Genomic DNA, 17,891 nt, shown 5'->3' with positions numbered 1-17,891 from the left:
GGTTTTAAAAAACCCTGCGCTTTATATTATTCAGATTGGCAAAACGGTTACCCCTGTATTGGGAATAGCGGACTGAGACAGCTAAGGTAGCGGTGTATATTACGGTTAGAGTAAAACCACGCATATAGCAGCGACGGAAAAGAAATGTTTATTATTGCAAATACAATTTTTGTAGAAAATATTTACCATGGCTGGCATAAGCAAGTATTACAGACAGGAAGGGACCATGCAGCAGGCTGCGGCATCGTTCTGGCAATGGTTTGTCGATAATGAGCACCGGTTCCGTAAGCTTGAAAAGAATGATTCTGATCAGGCTTTGTCGTTTTTGGAGGAGCTGATACAGCAAATGCAACCCTTTAATCCTTATCTTAAGGCATTGGCGGGTCCGGATAATAGTGGAAATTTCGAACTGATCATAACTTCCGATGGCGATATAGCCCTGTTTTGCAAGGTTGAGGAACTGATAAAAGCCGCCCCCGCGGTTGACAACTGGGTATTCACCGCGCATAAACCGGCGCTTGGCTTTGAAGGTATAAGCATCGACCTGTACGGTCTGCAGTTCAGCACCGATACCACCAGCTTTTATCCTGTTGTGCAGGAAGATTATCCCGATGAAGTAAATATTGTGATCACCCATTCGGGTTATAACAAAGAAATGGACGACCATTTTCAGGCGGGCGGTATGATATACCTTGAAAACGGTTTGGGTGAGGTGAACACGGCCACCAAGATCGATAATTATGAAACCGGTCCTTTGCCGGCCGCCGATAAAGAAATTGAGGTTATACCCATCCCAAAGCTGAGCGAATACCTGAACTGGCGTGAAAAAGAATTCGTAGAGAAGTACGAATCGGTTCCGGCCGAGCGCCCCGATACCTATCATTTGCTCGAAGCCGAAGACCGGGATGGAAAGAAGATGTTGTTAACGGTTAATATGGATTGCAGGTATTGGGATAAAAAGCCGGCTTATTCATGGTTATTGCAGGTTAATATAAATTATACCGGCGACGAGAACGGGTTTCCGTCGGAAGAGCAGTTGATCGCTTTGCAAACGCTCGAAGAGGAAATGTTCACCCTGCTGCCCGAAGACCGCACCATTCTGGCCGGAAATAAAACGTACGACAATTGCAGGAATATTTATTTTTATGTAAGCGATTATAAAACCACGGCGGCGAAACTGGACCAGTATATAGAAGGCAAGGAAACCATTTACGAGATCCTGTTCTTTATAAGAAGGGATAAATACTGGCGGGTAATGGAGCAGTATTTCAATTTGCCTATTGAAGATTGACCGCCCGGGAGCTATCGGAACCTGTCGTTCAGCGAAAAATTGGAATTGGTTGGTGCAAACCGGTTATATTTGAGGCGTAATGCGGTAACCGGCCAGGTAACTACCTGAGCGGCAGGCTGTAATAATAAAGACGTTTTTTGCGTTTTTCGGTAATATTCAATTTCCTTAGAAACAACACGAGTAGCTGTATGCACGCCTTGCGCCTGGATTTATTGCGATATTGGGTACTCATAAAGTCCATTGGGGTCACCCCCGATATGGAGGAGTATGAAAAAAGGAAAATGAGCATCTTCAATCAGCTTAATTTCCTCGGCATCATAACAGGCATCATAGTACCGATCATCGGCATCTTTTTCAACGATCACCTTCCCCCGCTGGCCTGGTTCATTGCCGGCTCTCCGTTAGCCATCAGCGTAATCGTTCTGTGGCTGAATTCTGAACAATATTACGAACATGCCCGGCTGGTATATTTCAGTTTGTATCCCATTGCCACCTGCCTCGTATACCTGGGTAAGGTGGATGTAGGGGTAGAACTGTTCTTTGTACTGTACGGTGTATTGTCGGTTTTCTTTTTACAACAGGTGGTTCACATCGTATTTGCCTTCTCTTTATCGGTGGCCTGTTACTTTTTTGCCTGTATCGTTCAACACGATTTTTATTTCAAACTGGTAACCGCCAATTATTACTTCTATGTTTTTAATCATATAACGGCGATCTCATTTATATTTTACGCCATCTATTTTATAAAACAGGAGAACACCGGCTATCATTTTAGTTTGTTGAGCAAGTCGGATGAGTTGCACCGCCGTAATATCGAAATAGAACTGCAGCGGCAGGAAATAGCGCAGAAAGCGAGTTTGCTGGAAGAACAAACAGCTAAACTTACTGAGCTGAACCAGCTAAAGAACAAATTGTTTTCGGTAATAGCGCACGATCTTAAAACGCCTATGTATGCGTTGCGGAACCTGTTCAACAATATGCACTTCAACGCTATGCCGGTGAAGGAATTAAAGGCATTGCTGCCCGGTATCGTGAATGAAATGAACTATACCACCAACCTCATGGAAAACCTGCTGCAATGGGCCAAATCGCAAATGGAGAATTCATCGCTGCAGCCCGAGGTGCTTGATATAGAGACCATGATAAGCCGCGTATTGCAGTTGTTACACTGGCAGGCCAGCAATAAACGTATACACCTCGAAGCCCTGGTAGAGGAACCGCTTTTTTGTTATGCCGATAAAGAAATGGTGAACCTCGTACTGCGCAACCTGTTATCAAATGCCATCAAGTTCACGCCCGAGAACGGGCATGTAAGGGTAGGGGCGCGGGAACATGCTTCCGGTATCGAGATCTTTGTTCAGGATGATGGCATCGGTATTACCACTGAACGGCAGCAACAGTTGTTCGGCGAAATGTTCTATACCACCAAGGGTACCAATGAAGAAACCGGTACAGGTTTAGGCCTTAAATTATGTAAGGACTTTCTCGAGAAGAACGGGGGGCAAATAGCCGTTCAAAGCCAGCCGGGTAAAGGAAGCACCTTTACCGTTACCCTGCCCAGGTTTGGCGGCCAGGAGGGACCGAGGAGGAAGTGATAATGTGATAATGCTTGCCTGCTGCGATTTCGCGAGCTTTCACAAAGCAAAGCCGGGCCAAAGGCGCGGAACGCGACTATCAAAAATATTCATAAAAAAGAAAAAGGATCATCCGCCATCCGGATGATCCTTTTGTATTCCATTATCACATTATCGAATTATCACATTAGCTAATTTGCTACCTACATTCAACAGCGCTACCTATTTACTTAAAAATTCTGTCGAAGAACGCTTTCATATCATTCCAGCTCGCGCTATCCGCGGCCGCATTATAGGCAATAGGGATATTCCACTTTTTACCAGCTTCGGTGGCATTCGGGTTGGTGAATGCATGTACCGCACCGGGATATGCATTGAACGTATAATCGGCTTTGATAGAGTCCATTTGTTTTTTGAACCTGTCAACTTCTTCTTTGGGTACGAACGGATCATCTGCGCCATGGCACACCAGCACCTTTGCTTTCAGCAGGTCTTTGTTCGCCGGTGTTCCTACCAGGCTGCCATGAAAGCTAACTACGCCTTTCAGTGGTTCGCCAAGGCGGGCGGCATTCAACACCATACCACCGCCAAAACAATAACCGATGGCGGCAATTTTACCGGTATCTGTCTGGTTGAAATTCTTCAAAGCAGCCAGGGCAGCTTCAATACGCGTCAACGCTTTTTGCGGATGCTCATAGAACGGTGTAGCCAGTTTAAGGGCTGTTGAAGGTGAATCGGTAACCAGGCCTTCGCCATACATGTCCATAGCCATGGCTATATAACCCAGTTTGGCCAGTTCACGGGCGCGCATTTTAGGATATTCGTTTAATCCCCACCATTCCGGAACGATCAGAACGGCCGGACGTTTGGCATCGCTGCTGCTATCAAAAGCAACAAATCCTTTCATGGTGATGTTATCGCCGTTATAGCTGATATGCTCTTCTTTTACCCCGGGTTGTTTTGTTTCGGTTGTTTGTGTGGTTTCTTTCGATGACGGCTGATCATTACATGAGAGCATTGCTGCCAGGGCAATGACCAGGAATGAAAAACGGAATGTTTGTTTCATAATCATTATAGGTTAGTTATAATTGAATCCGGAACGTGAAGGTCGTGATTATAGTTGATAGATCCCCGACTCCAGTACGATACACCCATTAATAAGGTTGCTATACAAATTACGCAGCTTCTCCATTGCGGTATCTCCCATCAGCATATGCAAGCCCAATGCCGGTAACCCTTTTTTTGAAATACGGCTGAACAGGTTATCGAAAAAGGCGATGCCTTTTGCCGATTCATTGGTAGTGTGTATGCGATGAAAACCTGCCTGCTGCAGGAGTGCATGCAATTCGCCTGATGTAATTAAAAAGCTGATATTTTCATCGGCGGCCCAGGGAACCGGAAACTGAATGGGCAAATGGTCATGGCTCAGGATATCGTAATAAGCCAGCCGGCCGCCGGTTATTAAAACGCGACCCATCTCTGCATAGAACGTTTTTTTATCGGCAATGTTCATTTGCACATGTTGCGTCCATACAACATCAAAGCTTTTATCGTTGAAAGGAAGGGAAAGCACGCTGCCATGTACGAACCGGGTTTTGTGTTGCAGGCCTGTGAGGGCTGAAAGCAGGGTGGCAGAACGTATATAGTCTTCGGTTATATCAACGCCGGTAACATCGCACCCGAACTCATCGGCCAGCATGCGGCAGGCGCCGCCCAAACCGCAGCCGGCATCGAGAATGCGCATGCCAGGCTGTATACCGGCCGCTATCGCCAGCTCGCGCGATACTTCCTGTCCGCGTACATGAAACTCATCAATCGCTGCAATATCCTTTCTGGCAACCTTGTCTTCCGGTATGCCTGCATGGTGCAGCGCCTGCACAATAGCCTCGTACAGGTCATTATATGCGTAATGAGATGCTACCTGTGGATCGGTCATTGATTTGAATAGCTTTTGATACGTAAGTTATTAAGTTAAATACATTGCGGCGAAAAATAACCGGGTCTTTACAACTCGATAACAGGAAGGAATAATTATTGCATTTTCCTTCAAAACCAATTACATGAGTGCACCCATTCAATTGCTTGGTATTTCAGGCAGCCTTAGAAAAGGATCTTTCAATACTTTTCTTTTGAATACGGCCATGCAATTATTGCCGGAAGGCGTTGCCATGGAGACTTTCAATATTGGGGAATTGCCGTTGTACAATGCCGACCTCGATATGCCCGCGGCAGCACAACGTCCTGCCGCTGTGCAACAGTTCAGAGATGTGATGGCTAAATCGGCCGGGCTGGTGATCTGTTCGCCGGAATACAATTACGGTATACCGGGTTTGTTGAAGAACGCCATTGACTGGGCATCGCGGGGAAATGATTCGCCCCTCATCAAAAAACCTGTGGCCGTTATGGGCGCTACCATTTCGTTGTGGGGCACCGTTCGTATGCAGTTGGAATTTCATAATATTTTCCTTTACCTCGATATGCGGCCGGTGTATAAACCGGAGGTACTGATAGCCCAGGCCGAAAACAGGTTCGATGACAAAGGCAATTTGACCGATAGTAAATCGCGCGACCTCGTCAAACGTAAGCTGGAAGCGCTGGTGAATGCGATCAAGGTAACAGGTTGACAGGTTAACAGGTTAACAAGTGGGGCGAGGTAACGGATACAGAGCGCGCTGAAATAAGTGTATCCACGCCAACTTGTTAACTTTTCAACTTTTCAACTATCTTTACGGCATGACACAGGAAAAAATAAACGATATGAGGTCCCGCCTTGGTGGACTGAGGAGGTTTCTTTGACGTCGACAACCGTCAGTACAAAATAAACGAAGAGAAACAACTATCCCTTTCGCCCGGTTTTTGGGACGATAACAAACGGGCCACTGAAATACTCAAAAGTATTAAGCTTAACGAATTCTGGATGAAACTATACGACCAGTCTAACGCGGCCGTAGAGGATTTCGTTGTGCTGTTTGAATTCTGGAAAGCCGGCGAAGCCAGCGAAGAGGAAACCAAGGAGGCCTATGAAAAGGCCCTACAGCAGCTTGACGAGGCCGAATTCAAAAGCACGCTTAACCAGCCGGAAGATGAGTTGCCGGGCGTACTGCAGATCAACAGCGGCGCCGGTGGAACCGAAAGCCAGGACTGGGCCGAAATGCTGGCGCGTATGTACCGCATGTATGGCGAAAAACAGGGCTGGCAGGTTACCGAGCTAGACTGGCAGGAAGGTGATGGCGCTGGGATCAAAAGTGCTACCCTGCAGTTCGACGGGCCTTTCGCTTATGGTTTTCTGAAAGCGGAAAGCGGTGTGCACCGCCTGGTTCGTATTTCACCGTTCGACAGCAATGCCCGCCGGCATACTTCCTTTGCCTCGGTATTCGCATATCCGTTGGTCGATGACAGCATCGAGGTGGCGGTAAACCCGGCCGACCTGGAATGGGAGTTCTACCGGAGCGGTGGTAAGGGTGGTCAGAACGTAAACAAGGTTGAAACCGCCGTGCGTTTAAAGCACCATCCTAGCGGTATTGTGGTGGAATGCCAGAAAGCGCGTACACAGGGCGAAAACCGTGAAATGGCGATGCAAATGCTTAAGAGCCGCCTTTATGAAGAAGAGTTGCGCCGCCGTGAAGCTTTGAAGAATGCCACCAATGCATCGAAAAAGAAGATAGAGTGGGGCAGCCAGATCCGCAGTTATGTGTTCCATCCGTATAAGATGATAAAGGACCACCGGACCGATTTTGAAGTGGGTAATGTGCAGCCGGTAATGGATGGTGAACTGGATGGGTTTATAAAAGCGTATCTGATGATGGAAGCAGGAACGACGTAGTTTATGGTTTATGGTTTATGGTTTATGGTTTATGGTTTATGGTTTGTGGTTTGTGGTTTGTGGTTTGTGGTTTATGGTTTGTGGTTTATGGTTTGTGGTTTGTGGTTTGTGGTTTGTGGTTATCCGAAATTCGAAGCGAACTATAATTTTTTAAATTCATGATAAATGAAAAGGGTGTATTCCGAAATACGGGATATACCCTTTTTGCATTATTGAGAACTGCCACATATAGTCGGGTATTTCAAAGCGCGGCAGCAACCACAAACTATAAACAACAAACAACAAACTAAAAAAGCGCGGCGCAACCACAAACTATAAACTACAAACAACAAACAAAAAAACACGCCTCCCGATGCTATCGGGAGGCGTGTTTCTTGCGTGTATCTCAGTACTGAGAACCCAGAAACTCATCACTGAGAACTCAGAAGTAATTTTGCCTGCAGTTTCATAGTTCTCCTATGGTCTGCAGGCAAAATATGAATACACCAATTAATATTTCCAAGAGTAATTATTAAACCAATCCGGCATTACTCATGAGTATACTTCATTGTTTACCTCATTGCAGTTTCGTTGCTGAGGCCTTGTGCATATAACGAACCAGGTAATACGTTCCAGATCAAAGACACCATGCGGCGACGTTTGTCATCAGCCTTGTAGTCTTTTACTCTGTCCGGGTAAGGTAACTCTTCACCTTTACCCATCCACTTAATGTCGTAGTTGATGAGTTTGGGGTTAGGAATAAGACCTTCGTTTATTTTGATAAGGTCAACCAGAAGGTTGGCAATAGATTTTGCTCTAAGTTCAGATAATTTAACGTTTAACTCCTGGCGGGTAGGGTTGTTGGTTTTCATCTTGGCGAGCAGCGGAGAGTACAAAGGAGATTCCTTTGCGATCGGCGTTTCGTCAGAGAAACCATAACATACAATTACCGCCACGAACCTTTGTCTTGGGTGGTCACCAAAGAACTTGATGATCCGTTGTACAATTGGTTCGATTGATTTTTTGGCCTCATCCTGTTTTTCAGGAGGAATACCAAAGCCACCGGCAGGGAAGAAAGTTGCTGTTTCGAACGAAGAGAAAGTTGAGATGTCATAAAGGTCATTCAACGATTTCAGATCGGTCAGCGCACTTTGGATAATTACGTTTGTGCGCTCAGCAAATTGAAGTATCTCTTCTTTGGTACCGGTTTTTTCCAGTTGAACCGCAACGGCGAGCTGGGTGTCGATCTTTCTCTCGGCGTCTTTCAGGTTCCGGATGATCTCCTTACCAATGTCTGGATCTACTTCATAATTCTTAACTTTTTCAACAGTCAACGCGATGGCACGCTGAGCTTCTTTTTTGACTAACTCAAGGGTTTCTTGTGTGGTTTTCGTCAGGTTTTGGACTTGTTTGCTCGGGCCGCATGATACAGCCATGCCCAGCGTAAGTCCAGCTACAACCATGATTAATAGGCTACGAAGCATAAGAGTAAAGGTTTTTAATAAGCAGGACCAAATGTGACCTGCTCCTTTGGTTTACTAATTGGCTTTTTCGGATTGGTTCTTGAATGGATACTGGAAGTATCTATCTGACCTTTAACGGCAGACACGCGAATATATTCTCTTTCTTTAACATTTTCTTTCTTTTTTTGTGGTGCTGCCGGCTCAGAATATGCGTAAGAACTGTACGAATTGTAAGAATTACTATTCTCCTTTTTTTGCGCGGTTGTTTTTACTGTTTCAGTAACTGGTGTAATATCAGATGTTTGCGCAGCCATTGTAGCCTTGTTCTTCGCAGCCTTCGTAATTTCCGGGTCCGATTCGGTTACCGGCGTCCAGCTAACGGACGTAATATTCGCAGATGATGGTAGTTTTACCTTTAGTAGTTTTTCGATCGACTCGTTTATCTCATTGATGTTGTCATCTTTGATGAACGCGTACGATTTTATCCCCATTTCATTGAACCATTTGCTCCAGATGGTGGTAAGCAGGTTGTACTCTCCGGTCCAGTCGTCTTTCGGGTTCAACTCAAGAACGATCACTTTTAAGTTGGGGAAACGTTTGTTCACCGGCAGCAGACCGTAATCGCCTTCTTTGAAACGGCTGTTCCAGTCGGGCGCTTTTTTAAGGTTGTTGATGATCTGTGTGCAGGAAGTGTAACGGTTGTTGCGTGAAGCGCGGCCGTTCAGGCTTTCAAAATCCATATAACCATCGGTGATGATGAACAGGGTGTTTTGAGCGTCCTTCTCGAGGTCATCCTGAAGGTCTTCATTAAAGTACTTCCAGATGTCGGCGCCGGCATAAGAGGTACTGTTGTTGCTGATCACTGCTTTTTTGTAGATCTGCGGCAGGAAGGCGTTGAAGTTCTTTTCCGTTTCTTCCAGCAGCTTCGCCTTTTCTTCGGGCTGTGCCGCTGCCAGTTGAAGCCGCAGGTTGCCGGCCATATCGTACACTTCGCTGGAAGTAGTCCGTTGCGGAGCTACCATCAACTTCAACTTGTCTTTAACGGTAAAATATAACCTGGTGGGATCTTTTGCATTCAGTTTTGATTTGAATGCCGCGTAGATCGATTGAACGACCTGTATGTCTTTCGGAACCTGTTGCTGGTTGTTGAACAGGATGCGGTCGCTCAGATCAAGCAAAACGATGTAATTGTCTTTAGGCGGTGCGGATCCATCTTTTTTTGCATCCTTCACTGCTTCTTCGATTTCATTGCAGCCCGCCAGAGCCCAGGCGCAAATGATAGTGATTATGAGGTAACGTGCCATAACTCAAGGATAAAGAAACCTATTATAAAATTATTTGAAATAAGACTCCTGGAATTCTTTCAGCTCTTTAATATAGGCGTCTGTCCTTTCGTTAATAAGCTTGATCTGTTCTTCGCCTTTCTCGCGCCCGTATAAAGTAGCCAGGTAACCGTTCCAGCCGTCTCTGAAGTAATTGATATTCTTCTCAATTGCATCAACCGGCAGAACAAGTCTTTCTTTTTCCTTGCTAAGGTCTTCCGCTCTCTGGGTTATTTGTTGTAGCTCGGTTTCGTGTAACATTCGTTTTTCTTCCAGTTGCAGGATCTCGTCCTGTAAACGGTGAATACGTTTGTAACGTAGTTTCAACTGGTTGCGTTTGCCCCATTCCATCTGCATCAGGTAATATACAGAACTCCAAATGGCAAATACACCAAAACCAAGGAACAATACCAGGTAAAATCGCGAATCTGCGAACACCGGTACTATCAGCGTTTTGAACTCATCCCGGTTCAGCTTGATCAAAATCTCATTCACAGCGGTGTGAACCTGAAGAGCCAGCAATACGTCGCCGATAAAAACCAGGCTTAGCAATCCCCATACAACTTTCTTGTATTTCATGCCTCTTTCTGAGAACAGGTGAATAGATGTTCCCAGGGCAAAGAAAATAGTGGGGAATACGATCAGGGGGGGGTAGTTAATGATAAGATAGACCAGTCTTCGAAGGCTGGGTAACAATTGTATGTTTAGCCTTCCTTCCTGGAAAAGGGAAATTGGATCTACACCATTCAACGCAAAATCTGCTACACTCATGTAAAAGTATAACAAGTAAAATGAAAGTGCAACTAAAAGAAACAATAAAAATAAAAAAGTACCCCAGCTAAAGCTGTTATATTGTAATTGTTGGTTATGTGTGCGGGGTGAATTTATTTCATCTAATTGATTCTTAAGTAAATTTATCTCCGACTGTTTGGCCGGTACCAGCCCTTTGGTTATGTCGCGGCTGTTATGGATCTCGTCGACCTTGCTCCTGACCTCGTAGTATTTTTCCAGTAAACCGTCTATTTGCTTCTGGATGCGGAGTTTTATTTCTTCGGTTTTGGGCAGTAGTTTCATGGCATCCTGCTCAGAAAGGATGGAACCGCTTCGCACTTTGTTCAGCAGTCCTTTATAAGCTTCGATACCACCTTTGTAAGTACCGGCCTGTTCAACGCCGTACTCGCGCATGTCTTTAACGACAATGTTCGACAGATCAGGCATATGATACCTGTTGCTATCGGTTAGTTTTGATTTTCCGGAAATGATCACTGATTAACGGTTGCGTTTTGAGGGTAAATGTGTTCAAATTTAATTTATTGCCTTATACAAAAATCGCTATGTGCACGCCCTGTGGATAAAAGCAGGTCATCATGTTAAATTAGATTTATAATATTATGTTCTTCAGAACTTTGCGGTTGATGCCCTTATTTTGTTAATTCTAAAGCAGCTAAGTACCTTCGCAACCTCAAAAACACATGACATTATGGAATTCGGCTATTTTCACTACCCGTTGCCGGCCAACGAGCCTGTTTTATCATATGCTCCCGGCTCGCCCGAAAAAAAGCGGCTCAAGGAAGTACTTGACCTTTTAAAAAAGGAACAGGTTGATGTGCCTATGTATATTGGCGGACTGGAAGTGCGCACCAACAAAAAGGAAACGATGCACCCGCCTCATGAAATAAAACATGTGCTGGGGCATTATCATACCGGAGAGGAAAAACATGTAAAGCAGGCGATCGAAGCTGCGCTGGCCGCCCGTGAAAGCTGGGCCGCCATGAGTTGGGAAAACCGCGCGCATATCTTCCTTAAAGCGGCTGACCTTATTGCTACGAAATACCGCCCGTACATGAACGGCACCACCATGCTGGGCCAAAGCAAGAACGCCTACCAGGCCGAGATCGACAGCGCCTGCGAGCTTATCGATTTCCTTCGCTTCAATGTGCATTTCCTGAGCGAGATCTATCGTCAGCAGCCCGTAAGCGCTGCAGGTGTGCATAACCGCATGGAATATCGTCCGCTCGAAGGTTTCGTACTGGCGGTAACACCTTTCAACTTCACCGCTATTGGCGGTAACCTGCCTACCTCTGCAGCCATGTGCGGTAATGTAGTGGTTTGGAAACCTGCGCATACGCAGGTTTACTCGGCGCAAATGTTCATGCGCATTTTAAAAGAAGCCGGATTACCCGATGGCGTTATAAACCTCATTTACGTTGATGGCCCTACGTTAGGTGATGTGTGTTTCAGCCACCCCGATTTCGCCGGCGTACATTTTACCGGTTCAACCGGTGTGTTCAATAAAATGTGGGAAACCATTGGCAGGAACATGAACATATACAAATCATATCCGCGCATAGTAGGCGAAACAGGCGGTAAGGATTTCGTACTGGCGCATAAGAGCGCAGATCCCGATCTGCTGGTGACCGCTTTACTGCGCGGGGCTTTTGAATTTCAGGGTCAGAAATGTTCTGCAGCGTCACGCGCTTATATTCCATCGAATATGGCTGATGAAGTGAAGAAAAAACTCATCGCCGGTATTGAAAGCTTTTCAATGGGCACGGTTGAGAACTTCACCAACTTCATCAATGCCGTTATCGACGAAAAAAGCTTCGATAAAATTGAATCATACATCCAGAATGCGAAGAACGATCCCAAGGCGGTGCTTTGGGCGGGTGGTAAATGCGACAAAACAGAAGGATATTTTATTCAGCCCACTGTTATAGAAGCAAAAGATCCGTTGTATGTTACTATGTGCGAAGAGATCTTTGGACCCGTGTTGACGGTATACGTATATAATGCCGATAAGTTTGAAGACACCCTCGAACTGGTGAATAAAACATCGCCTTATGCACTCACAGGTTCTATCATTGCACATGACAGAAGTGCCATCAGCCTCGCAACGGTTAAACTGCGTCATGCGGCTGGTAATTTCTATATCAATGATAAACCTACCGGCGCTGTTGTAGGGCAGCAACCTTTTGGCGGCGCCCGCGCCAGTGGCACCAATGATAAAGCAGGTTCTATCCTTAACCTGTATCGCTGGCTCAGTGCAAGAACTGTTAAGGAAACGTTCAACGCTCCTGTTGATTATCGTTATCCGTTCATGGCGGAGGAATAGTTCATAGTTCTTAGTTCAAAGTTTATAGTTAAATGCTCATATAAATTAAAAGCCCTCCCGATGCATCGGGAGGGCTTCTTTATGAGAGATTGAAAAATAACCAAATTATTTTCCGCCCAGGTGAATCTGGAAACCGATGTTCACACCAAATTGTTTCCATCTGTCATCACCATAAGCATCGCCACCGAATGATTTATAACCCAGGGTTAATTCAAGGGCGGTGTTAGGAGTAAGGAATACTGCAGGACCTGCCTGGATTGCCCAGAAGTTCAGGCTTTCTTTATCCTTAGCACCAGTGCTACCAAAACCATAAGAAGCATCAGCAAAAATGTTTACTTTCTGCGCTGCATCCAGGAAATAATAACGTACGAAAGGAGCTGCAGTGAATTGTGTAGATGCGTCATCGTCAGTTTTGTCTTTATCACTGATGTAGCTTAAACGTAAACCACCGGCCAGTTTGTCGATAAAGAAATAACCTGCATTAGGGCTGATCTCGAAACGTGTGTTCTTACTGTCATCAACATCGCCGTACTTGCTCGATGTAAAGTTAACCTGCCCGCCAACCAGCCATTGGCCTTTGTTGATCTGGGCAAAAATTGCGTTGGAACTAACAAGCAAGAAGGCAGCGAATAAAACCTTTTTCATTGTTTTAGTTTTTACCAGGTGTAATAGTGATTTTTAACGGGCTCAAAAGTAATGTCAAAAATTTAAAATAAAAGTAATGTGCAATACTTTATTATTGTGCAGATAATTATAATTTTTTTTATTTGATCATTCTCAATAATACCTCAAGATAAGCGTTATGCGTACATAATAAACTATAGTTGTTAAAACAGCAACTTTATGACCACACGCATATACGTGTGTATGCATGATGCATTGTTATCTTATACTTTGCTCTATTTTACTATGATGGTTTGTGGGTAAAATGCATTGTAGTTACCTTCCTTCTTCTATCTGCTTCGTCACTTCAATCAGCAAAATGCGCAATTCATAACGCTTGCCATCTTCTATGACCTTATTCAGGATTTACTTTGTTGAAAACTCAGTTAATCATGAAGAAAGTTTTAAGAACATTCACAGTTCTTGCTGTGCTCTCAATTTCCTTTGTACTATTTTCAGCTGCCATACCCGCCGGCAACACGTCAGAAGCGCCAACAAAAATGCAACAGGCAACACAGGCATATAATGCTGCTGCTGCTGATGGTAAGGTATCGTACAAAGAATTGAAAGGAATTGCAGAAGATCTTAAAGGAAGCAAATTAAGCTTTAAAGAAAAGGTTGCATTGAAGGTCTTCGGCAAAAAGATCGCATCCAGAACTATTGCCAACCCCGCTGCTGCTGGTGAGAAGTCGCAAATTGTTGCCGCCATTCTTTGTTTCTTTTTAGGCGGTATTGGTATTCATCGTTTTTATTTAGGATATACATGGCAGGGCATTGTTCAGATCTTCACTTTAGGCGGTTGCGGTATTTGGGCATTGATCGATTTTGTTCGTATTCTGTTGGGCGATCTGAAGCCTAAGGATGCCGATTACGACGTTACTTTCTAAACTTTTAAATGATCAGGAGGTTTCGATGCCGGCATCGGAACCTTTTAATATATGGAAGATGAACTTCAGATATTACTATACAATAGGTAAACTTGTATTGATTATTGTTACACCTATATTATTATTGTTATTCCCTGCCGGTTTTTTCGATGGCGGCGAATCGGTTTGTTTATCAAAATTATTACTTGGCCGCGATTGCCCTGCCTGTGGCTTAACCCGTGGCTGCATGCACCTCATCCATTTCGACTGGGAAGAGGCATATGCTTATAATATGATGTCGTTTATAGCGCTGCCCATGGTTGCCATAGTTTGGGTACAGTGGGGCATAAAGGAATTGAAAATTCTTAAAGCGTATCAAAAAAGGAGGGCGGGAATGGCCGGGTGCTAGGACGCAAGGGGAAAAACCCCTAATTTGCGTTTTTTATCAAACTATTTTCCTTGAAGACGATTTTAAATGAACAGCAACTGGCCATTATAATCCGGCGGCTTAGTCACCAGGTTCTGGAGAATAATATTGATCTCGAAAACACGGTTTTTATCGGCATTCAGCCGCGGGGCATTTTTGTAAGCGATCAAATGATACAGGTGATCCGCCAGCTGGTGGCGCCTGAAAAAGTGCAGTACGGGCGGCTGGATATTACTTTTTACCGGGATGATGTACGCAACCAGATCCACGTGCCCAATCATACCGATATTCCCTTTAGCATTGAAAACAAGAATGTGGTGTTGATCGACGATGTATTGTACACCGGGCGTACCATCAGGGCGGCGCTGGATGCCCTGCTCGATTTCGGGCGCCCGGCCAAGGTGGAGCTTTGCGTATTGATCGATCGCCGTTTCAGCCGGCAATTGCCCATTCAACCCGATTATACCGGCCGGTCCATCGATTCCATCGTGTCGCAAAAAGTAAAGGTATTCTGGAAGGAACGCGATGGGAAAGAAGAGGTTGTGCTTTTATAGGTGCTGATTTGTGCCGCACCCGTGCGGTAGAAAAAGTAACAGGCAACTAATTCATTTTTCCCTTAATTTCGCTGCTTGAAATGCAACTTTCAGTAAAACATCTGCTCGGCATACGGGATCTCACCCGTCAGGACATTCAGATTATTTTAGATACTGCCACTCAATTCAAGGAAGTTTTACAACGTCCTATCAAGAAAGTTCCTTCCTTACGGGATGTTACCATCGTGAATTTATTTTTCGAAAATTCTACCCGTACCAGGATCTCTTTTGAACTCGCTGAAAAGCGGCTGAGTGCAGACACCATCAATTTTACGGCCAGCGCTTCTTCCGTTTCAAAGGGAGAAACCCTGTTGGATACCGTGAATAATATTCTGTCGATGAAAGTGGATATGGTGGTTATGCGGCATAGCGCCAGCGGCGCTCCGCATTTTCTGGCCAAACACATTCCCGCTGCTATCGTAAACGCGGGTGACGGCATCAATGAACACCCCACACAGGGTTTGCTCGATGCTTTCTCCATGCGTGAAAAGCTGGGCCGCCTCGAAGGCCTCAAAGTAGCGATCATTGGCGATATTATGCACTCCCGGGTGGCCATGAGCAATATTTACCTGCTTAAGAAAATGGGCGCTGAAGTAACCGTGGCCGGTCCGCCAACGCTTATTCCCAAATACATTCAGGAGGCTTTCGATATCAGGGTTGAATACAACCTGCAAAAGGCGCTCGAGTGGTGCGATGTGGCCAATGTGCTGCGTATTCAGCTCGAACGTCAGAACCAGGTATTGTTCTCCTCACTGCGCGAATACAGCCTGGCGTATGGAATAAACAAGCGTTTGCTCGACAGCCTGAACAAGAAGATCGTGATCATGCACCCCGGGCCCATCAACAGGGGCGTGGAACTTGACAGTGATGCCGCCGACAGCAACCAGTCGATCATTTTGCAACAGGTAGAAAATGGGGTAGCGGTGCGTATGGCAGTGTTGTACCTGTTATCGGGCGGAAGGGAAATGACAAACTAGTTTCTCGTTATACACTTAATACTTATACATGCAACGCATTGCCTTATTTCCGGGGACCTTTGATCCTATTACCATTGGTCACCTGGATATCATTCATCGTGCGCTTCCGTTATTTGACAGGCTCGTTATTGGTATCGGGCGAAACGCAAATAAAACGGCCATGTTTTCAGAAGAGCAACGGATGAAATGGATCCGCGAAATATTTGGCGAGAACCCTAAGGTGAAAGTGGAAGTGTATGAGGGGCTTACGGTGGAATGCTGCCGTAAAGTGGGGGCTAATTTTATCGTTCGCGGTATACGGTACGTGAACGATTTTGAATATGAAAAGGCCATTGCTGATATGAACCGCAGTCTTGACAGGGACATTGAAACTGTTTTTCTTACCTGCCTGCCTCAATACACGTCCGTAGCTTCTACACTGGTAAGGGATGTGATCAGGAACGGGGGCGATGCCCGGCAGTTCCTGCCCGAAGCCGTTTCGAAAGACATTTAAAACTAATTAGCTAATTTGATAATGAGATAATGTGATAGTGCCTTTGGCTCAACAGTTCTTATAAATTTCAAAGCTCTCGCGTAAGCACTCACTAAGCCTGTATTTCATTATCACATTAGCAAATTATCACATTATCACATTATTTATGATCTGGCATAAAAAAGACCTGCTTTTACAGGAGATCATTCATCTCGGCAAGGGCACCATGGGTGAACATATCGGACTTGTGTTCACGGAGGTGGGGCCCGATTACATAAAGGGAACCATGCCGGTGGATGCCCGCACCCGGCAGCCTTATGGCTTGCTGCATGGCGGCGCGTCCTGCGTGCTGGCCGAAACCCTGGGCAGCGTAGCTTCTGCGCTGGTAATTGACCAGGAAAAATTCATTTGCGTAGGCCTTGAGATCAATGCCAACCATATTCGCGGGGTACGCGAAGGCATTGTTACCGGCATAGCGAAACCCCTCCATATAGGCGCATCAACCCATGTTTGGGATATCAAGATCCACGACGAACGGGAAAAACTGGTTTGCGTAAGCAGGCTTACGGTGGCTGTTCTTAAAAAACAATAAGTTATTTAGCCATATGGAACTGAATAACTTATGAACTGAATAACTTTCCATTTAGTATCCCGCCGCCTTCAGCACATCGATTATAGCCGGGAAAGTATTCGAAACATAGTTATTCAGGTCAGCAGGCGCTCCCCATTCAATTTGTGTTATCTGTTCAATGGTTTGCGGCGTTAAAGCCTGCTTTTTGGGCGCCGATAACAGGTACCAGGCCGTTTCTTTCAGAATATGATGACCACTTTCATCGTAGGTATGCCAGGTGGTAATGAGGTGATTTTTCAATTCAACCTGCTGTAAACCGGTTTCTTCCTGTATTTCCCGCACCGCACATTCCTCCAGCGTTTCGCCGTCGTCGAGTTTGCCCTTTGGAAGGTCCCATTTTCCGCGGCGGAAGATGAACAACAGTTCCCCGGCTTCGTTTTTTACCAAACCGCCGGCAGCTTTTATCATAATGAACTTTTTCCAGAACGCTTTTCTGAGCTCTTCGACATTATTGTGAAGGTAAATGCCGGCATGCACCTTGTCCTGCCGCATTTCATGGATCATGGAATTGATGCCGCCATGCGAGAATTCATCTATTAGCACGGCATCGTCATGATGCGCAAACGGTTCAATTTCGGGGGTAATGGAATCGGTAAGGAACAACGGTTTCTCGTTAAAGTATATCTTTATGTGCATAACTTATTTTCAGTTTTCAGGTATCAAAGGCCAATTTCGCCGCAAATAACTTAATCAATAAT

General features: G+C 45.3%; 18 protein-coding genes. 11 read left to right on the top strand and 7 right to left on the bottom strand.

Features of this window, described 5'->3' with window-relative positions; translation table 11 throughout:
* Nucleotides 1–187: 187 nt before the first annotated feature.
* Both A4R26_RS07905 and A4R26_RS07895 read left to right on the top strand, forming a co-directional pair.
* Nucleotides 188–1,291 (top strand): DUF695 domain-containing protein, encoded by a 1,104-nt coding sequence (locus tag A4R26_RS07905; protein WP_081163251.1) that lies wholly within the window; start codon nt 188–190, stop codon nt 1,289–1,291.
* A 188-nt stretch (nt 1,292–1,479) separates the two neighbouring features.
* The gene (locus tag A4R26_RS07895; protein ID WP_081163249.1) at nt 1,480–2,886 is read left to right on the top strand and encodes a sensor histidine kinase; all 1,407 of its coding nucleotides are present in this window, start codon (nt 1,480–1,482) and stop codon (nt 2,884–2,886) included.
* 205 nt (nt 2,887–3,091) lie between these two features.
* Here A4R26_RS07895 and A4R26_RS07890 read toward each other — a convergent pair whose 3' ends face one another.
* Nucleotides 3,092–3,931 carry a dienelactone hydrolase family protein gene (locus A4R26_RS07890; RefSeq protein ID WP_081163310.1) on the bottom strand — a complete coding sequence of 280 codons (840 nt, stop codon included), beginning with the start codon at nt 3,929–3,931 and terminating at the stop codon, nt 3,092–3,094.
* Between the two features lie 48 nt (nt 3,932–3,979).
* Nucleotides 3,980–4,801: a class I SAM-dependent methyltransferase gene (locus A4R26_RS07885; protein WP_081163248.1), complete on the bottom strand. Its 822-nt coding sequence runs from the start codon at nt 4,799–4,801 to the stop codon at nt 3,980–3,982.
* 124 nt (nt 4,802–4,925) lie between these two features.
* On the opposite strand from A4R26_RS07885, the gene A4R26_RS07880 reads away from it, so the two are divergent.
* Nucleotides 4,926–5,489 carry an NADPH-dependent FMN reductase gene (locus A4R26_RS07880; protein ID WP_081163247.1) on the top strand — a complete coding sequence of 188 codons (564 nt, stop codon included), beginning with the start codon at nt 4,926–4,928 and terminating at the stop codon, nt 5,487–5,489.
* 109 nt (nt 5,490–5,598) lie between these two features.
* Nucleotides 5,599–6,688, top strand: a protein-coding gene (gene prfB, locus A4R26_RS07875) for a peptide chain release factor 2 (RefSeq protein WP_107685808.1) whose coding sequence is annotated in 2 segments (ribosomal slippage) — nt 5,599–5,658 and nt 5,660–6,688 — 1,089 coding nt in all. Because the reading frame shifts where the segments join, the coding sequence is not laid out codon by codon here.
* 551 nt (nt 6,689–7,239) lie between these two features.
* On the opposite strand, the gene A4R26_RS07870 is transcribed toward prfB, so the two are convergent.
* Genes A4R26_RS07870 through A4R26_RS07860 form a run of 3 tightly spaced genes read right to left on the bottom strand, consistent with a single transcriptional unit; the run spans nt 7,240 to nt 10,718 of the window.
* Nucleotides 7,240–8,151, bottom strand: a complete 912-nt coding sequence (locus A4R26_RS07870) for an OmpA family protein (RefSeq protein WP_081163246.1) — start codon at nt 8,149–8,151, stop codon at nt 7,240–7,242.
* A 14-nt stretch (nt 8,152–8,165) separates the two neighbouring features.
* The gene (locus A4R26_RS07865) at nt 8,166–9,434 is read right to left on the bottom strand and encodes a hypothetical protein (RefSeq protein WP_081163245.1); all 1,269 of its coding nucleotides are present in this window, start codon (nt 9,432–9,434) and stop codon (nt 8,166–8,168) included.
* A 30-nt stretch (nt 9,435–9,464) separates the two neighbouring features.
* A complete protein-coding gene (locus A4R26_RS07860; protein ID WP_081163244.1) occupies nt 9,465–10,718 on the bottom strand; it encodes a hypothetical protein in 1,254 nt (417 codons plus the stop codon).
* 214 nt (nt 10,719–10,932) lie between these two features.
* On the opposite strand from A4R26_RS07860, the gene pruA reads away from it, so the two are divergent.
* A complete protein-coding gene (pruA, locus tag A4R26_RS07855) occupies nt 10,933–12,564 on the top strand; it encodes an L-glutamate gamma-semialdehyde dehydrogenase (RefSeq protein ID WP_081163243.1) in 1,632 nt (543 codons plus the stop codon).
* A 105-nt stretch (nt 12,565–12,669) separates the two neighbouring features.
* On the opposite strand, the gene A4R26_RS07850 is transcribed toward pruA, so the two are convergent.
* Nucleotides 12,670–13,209, bottom strand: coding sequence for an outer membrane beta-barrel protein (locus tag A4R26_RS07850; RefSeq protein ID WP_081163242.1), 540 nt, complete (start codon nt 13,207–13,209; stop codon nt 12,670–12,672).
* A gap of 410 nt (nt 13,210–13,619) precedes the next feature.
* Between A4R26_RS07850 and A4R26_RS07845 the strand changes: the two genes are divergently transcribed.
* From A4R26_RS07845 to A4R26_RS07820, 6 genes are all read left to right on the top strand, one after another.
* Nucleotides 13,620–14,114 carry a TM2 domain-containing protein gene (locus A4R26_RS07845; protein ID WP_207625707.1) on the top strand — a complete coding sequence of 165 codons (495 nt, stop codon included), beginning with the start codon at nt 13,620–13,622 and terminating at the stop codon, nt 14,112–14,114.
* A 58-nt stretch (nt 14,115–14,172) separates the two neighbouring features.
* The gene (locus tag A4R26_RS07840; protein WP_165760187.1) at nt 14,173–14,502 is read left to right on the top strand and encodes a DUF2752 domain-containing protein; all 330 of its coding nucleotides are present in this window, start codon (nt 14,173–14,175) and stop codon (nt 14,500–14,502) included.
* Nucleotides 14,503–14,552: 50 nt separating this feature from the next.
* Nucleotides 14,553–15,074, top strand: coding sequence for a bifunctional pyr operon transcriptional regulator/uracil phosphoribosyltransferase PyrR (gene pyrR, locus A4R26_RS07835; RefSeq protein ID WP_081163240.1), 522 nt, complete (start codon nt 14,553–14,555; stop codon nt 15,072–15,074).
* Between the two features lie 80 nt (nt 15,075–15,154).
* Nucleotides 15,155–16,090, top strand: a complete 936-nt coding sequence (locus A4R26_RS07830; RefSeq protein WP_081163239.1) for an aspartate carbamoyltransferase catalytic subunit — start codon at nt 15,155–15,157, stop codon at nt 16,088–16,090.
* Nucleotides 16,091–16,118: 28 nt separating this feature from the next.
* Nucleotides 16,119–16,583, top strand: a complete 465-nt coding sequence (coaD, locus tag A4R26_RS07825) for a pantetheine-phosphate adenylyltransferase (RefSeq protein WP_081163238.1) — start codon at nt 16,119–16,121, stop codon at nt 16,581–16,583.
* A 145-nt stretch (nt 16,584–16,728) separates the two neighbouring features.
* Entirely contained in the window at nt 16,729–17,154 is a 426-nt protein-coding gene (locus A4R26_RS07820; RefSeq protein ID WP_081163237.1) for a hotdog fold thioesterase, read from the top strand.
* A gap of 51 nt (nt 17,155–17,205) precedes the next feature.
* On the opposite strand, the gene A4R26_RS07815 is transcribed toward A4R26_RS07820, so the two are convergent.
* A complete protein-coding gene (locus A4R26_RS07815) occupies nt 17,206–17,829 on the bottom strand; it encodes an NUDIX hydrolase (RefSeq protein ID WP_081163236.1) in 624 nt (207 codons plus the stop codon).
* Between the last annotated feature and the right edge of the window lie 62 nt (nt 17,830–17,891).

Origin of the sequence: Niastella populi (genome assembly GCF_002078015.1) — a bacterium.
In the GTDB taxonomy this organism is placed as follows: Bacteria; Bacteroidota; Bacteroidia; order Chitinophagales; family Chitinophagaceae; genus Niastella; species Niastella populi.
This window is presented reverse-complemented; position numbering and strand designations above follow the sequence as displayed.

Bases quoted from the DNA above. Each gene is read 5' to 3' on its own strand.
- A4R26_RS07905 (WP_081163251.1), top strand. From the start codon at position 188: ATGGCTGGCATAAGCAAGTATTACAGACAGGAAGGGACCATGCAGCAG.
- A4R26_RS07895 (WP_081163249.1), top strand. From the start codon at position 1,480: ATGCACGCCTTGCGCCTGGATTTATTGCGATATTGGGTACTCATAAAG.
- A4R26_RS07890 (WP_081163310.1), bottom strand. From the start codon at position 3,931: ATGAAACAAACATTCCGTTTTTCATTCCTGGTCATTGCCCTGGCAGCA.
- A4R26_RS07885 (WP_081163248.1), bottom strand. From the start codon at position 4,801: ATGACCGATCCACAGGTAGCATCTCATTACGCATATAATGACCTGTAC.
- A4R26_RS07880 (WP_081163247.1), top strand. From the start codon at position 4,926: ATGAGTGCACCCATTCAATTGCTTGGTATTTCAGGCAGCCTTAGAAAA.
- A4R26_RS07870 (WP_081163246.1), bottom strand. From the start codon at position 8,151: ATGCTTCGTAGCCTATTAATCATGGTTGTAGCTGGACTTACGCTGGGC.
- A4R26_RS07865 (WP_081163245.1), bottom strand. From the start codon at position 9,434: ATGGCACGTTACCTCATAATCACTATCATTTGCGCCTGGGCTCTGGCG.
- pruA (WP_081163243.1), top strand. From the start codon at position 10,933: ATGGAATTCGGCTATTTTCACTACCCGTTGCCGGCCAACGAGCCTGTT.
- A4R26_RS07850 (WP_081163242.1), bottom strand. From the start codon at position 13,209: ATGAAAAAGGTTTTATTCGCTGCCTTCTTGCTTGTTAGTTCCAACGCA.
- A4R26_RS07845 (WP_207625707.1), top strand. From the start codon at position 13,620: ATGAAGAAAGTTTTAAGAACATTCACAGTTCTTGCTGTGCTCTCAATT.
- A4R26_RS07840 (WP_165760187.1), top strand. From the start codon at position 14,173: ATGAACTTCAGATATTACTATACAATAGGTAAACTTGTATTGATTATT.
- A4R26_RS07830 (WP_081163239.1), top strand. From the start codon at position 15,155: ATGCAACTTTCAGTAAAACATCTGCTCGGCATACGGGATCTCACCCGT.
- coaD (WP_081163238.1), top strand. From the start codon at position 16,119: ATGCAACGCATTGCCTTATTTCCGGGGACCTTTGATCCTATTACCATT.
- A4R26_RS07820 (WP_081163237.1), top strand. From the start codon at position 16,729: ATGATCTGGCATAAAAAAGACCTGCTTTTACAGGAGATCATTCATCTC.
- A4R26_RS07815 (WP_081163236.1), bottom strand. From the start codon at position 17,829: ATGCACATAAAGATATACTTTAACGAGAAACCGTTGTTCCTTACCGAT.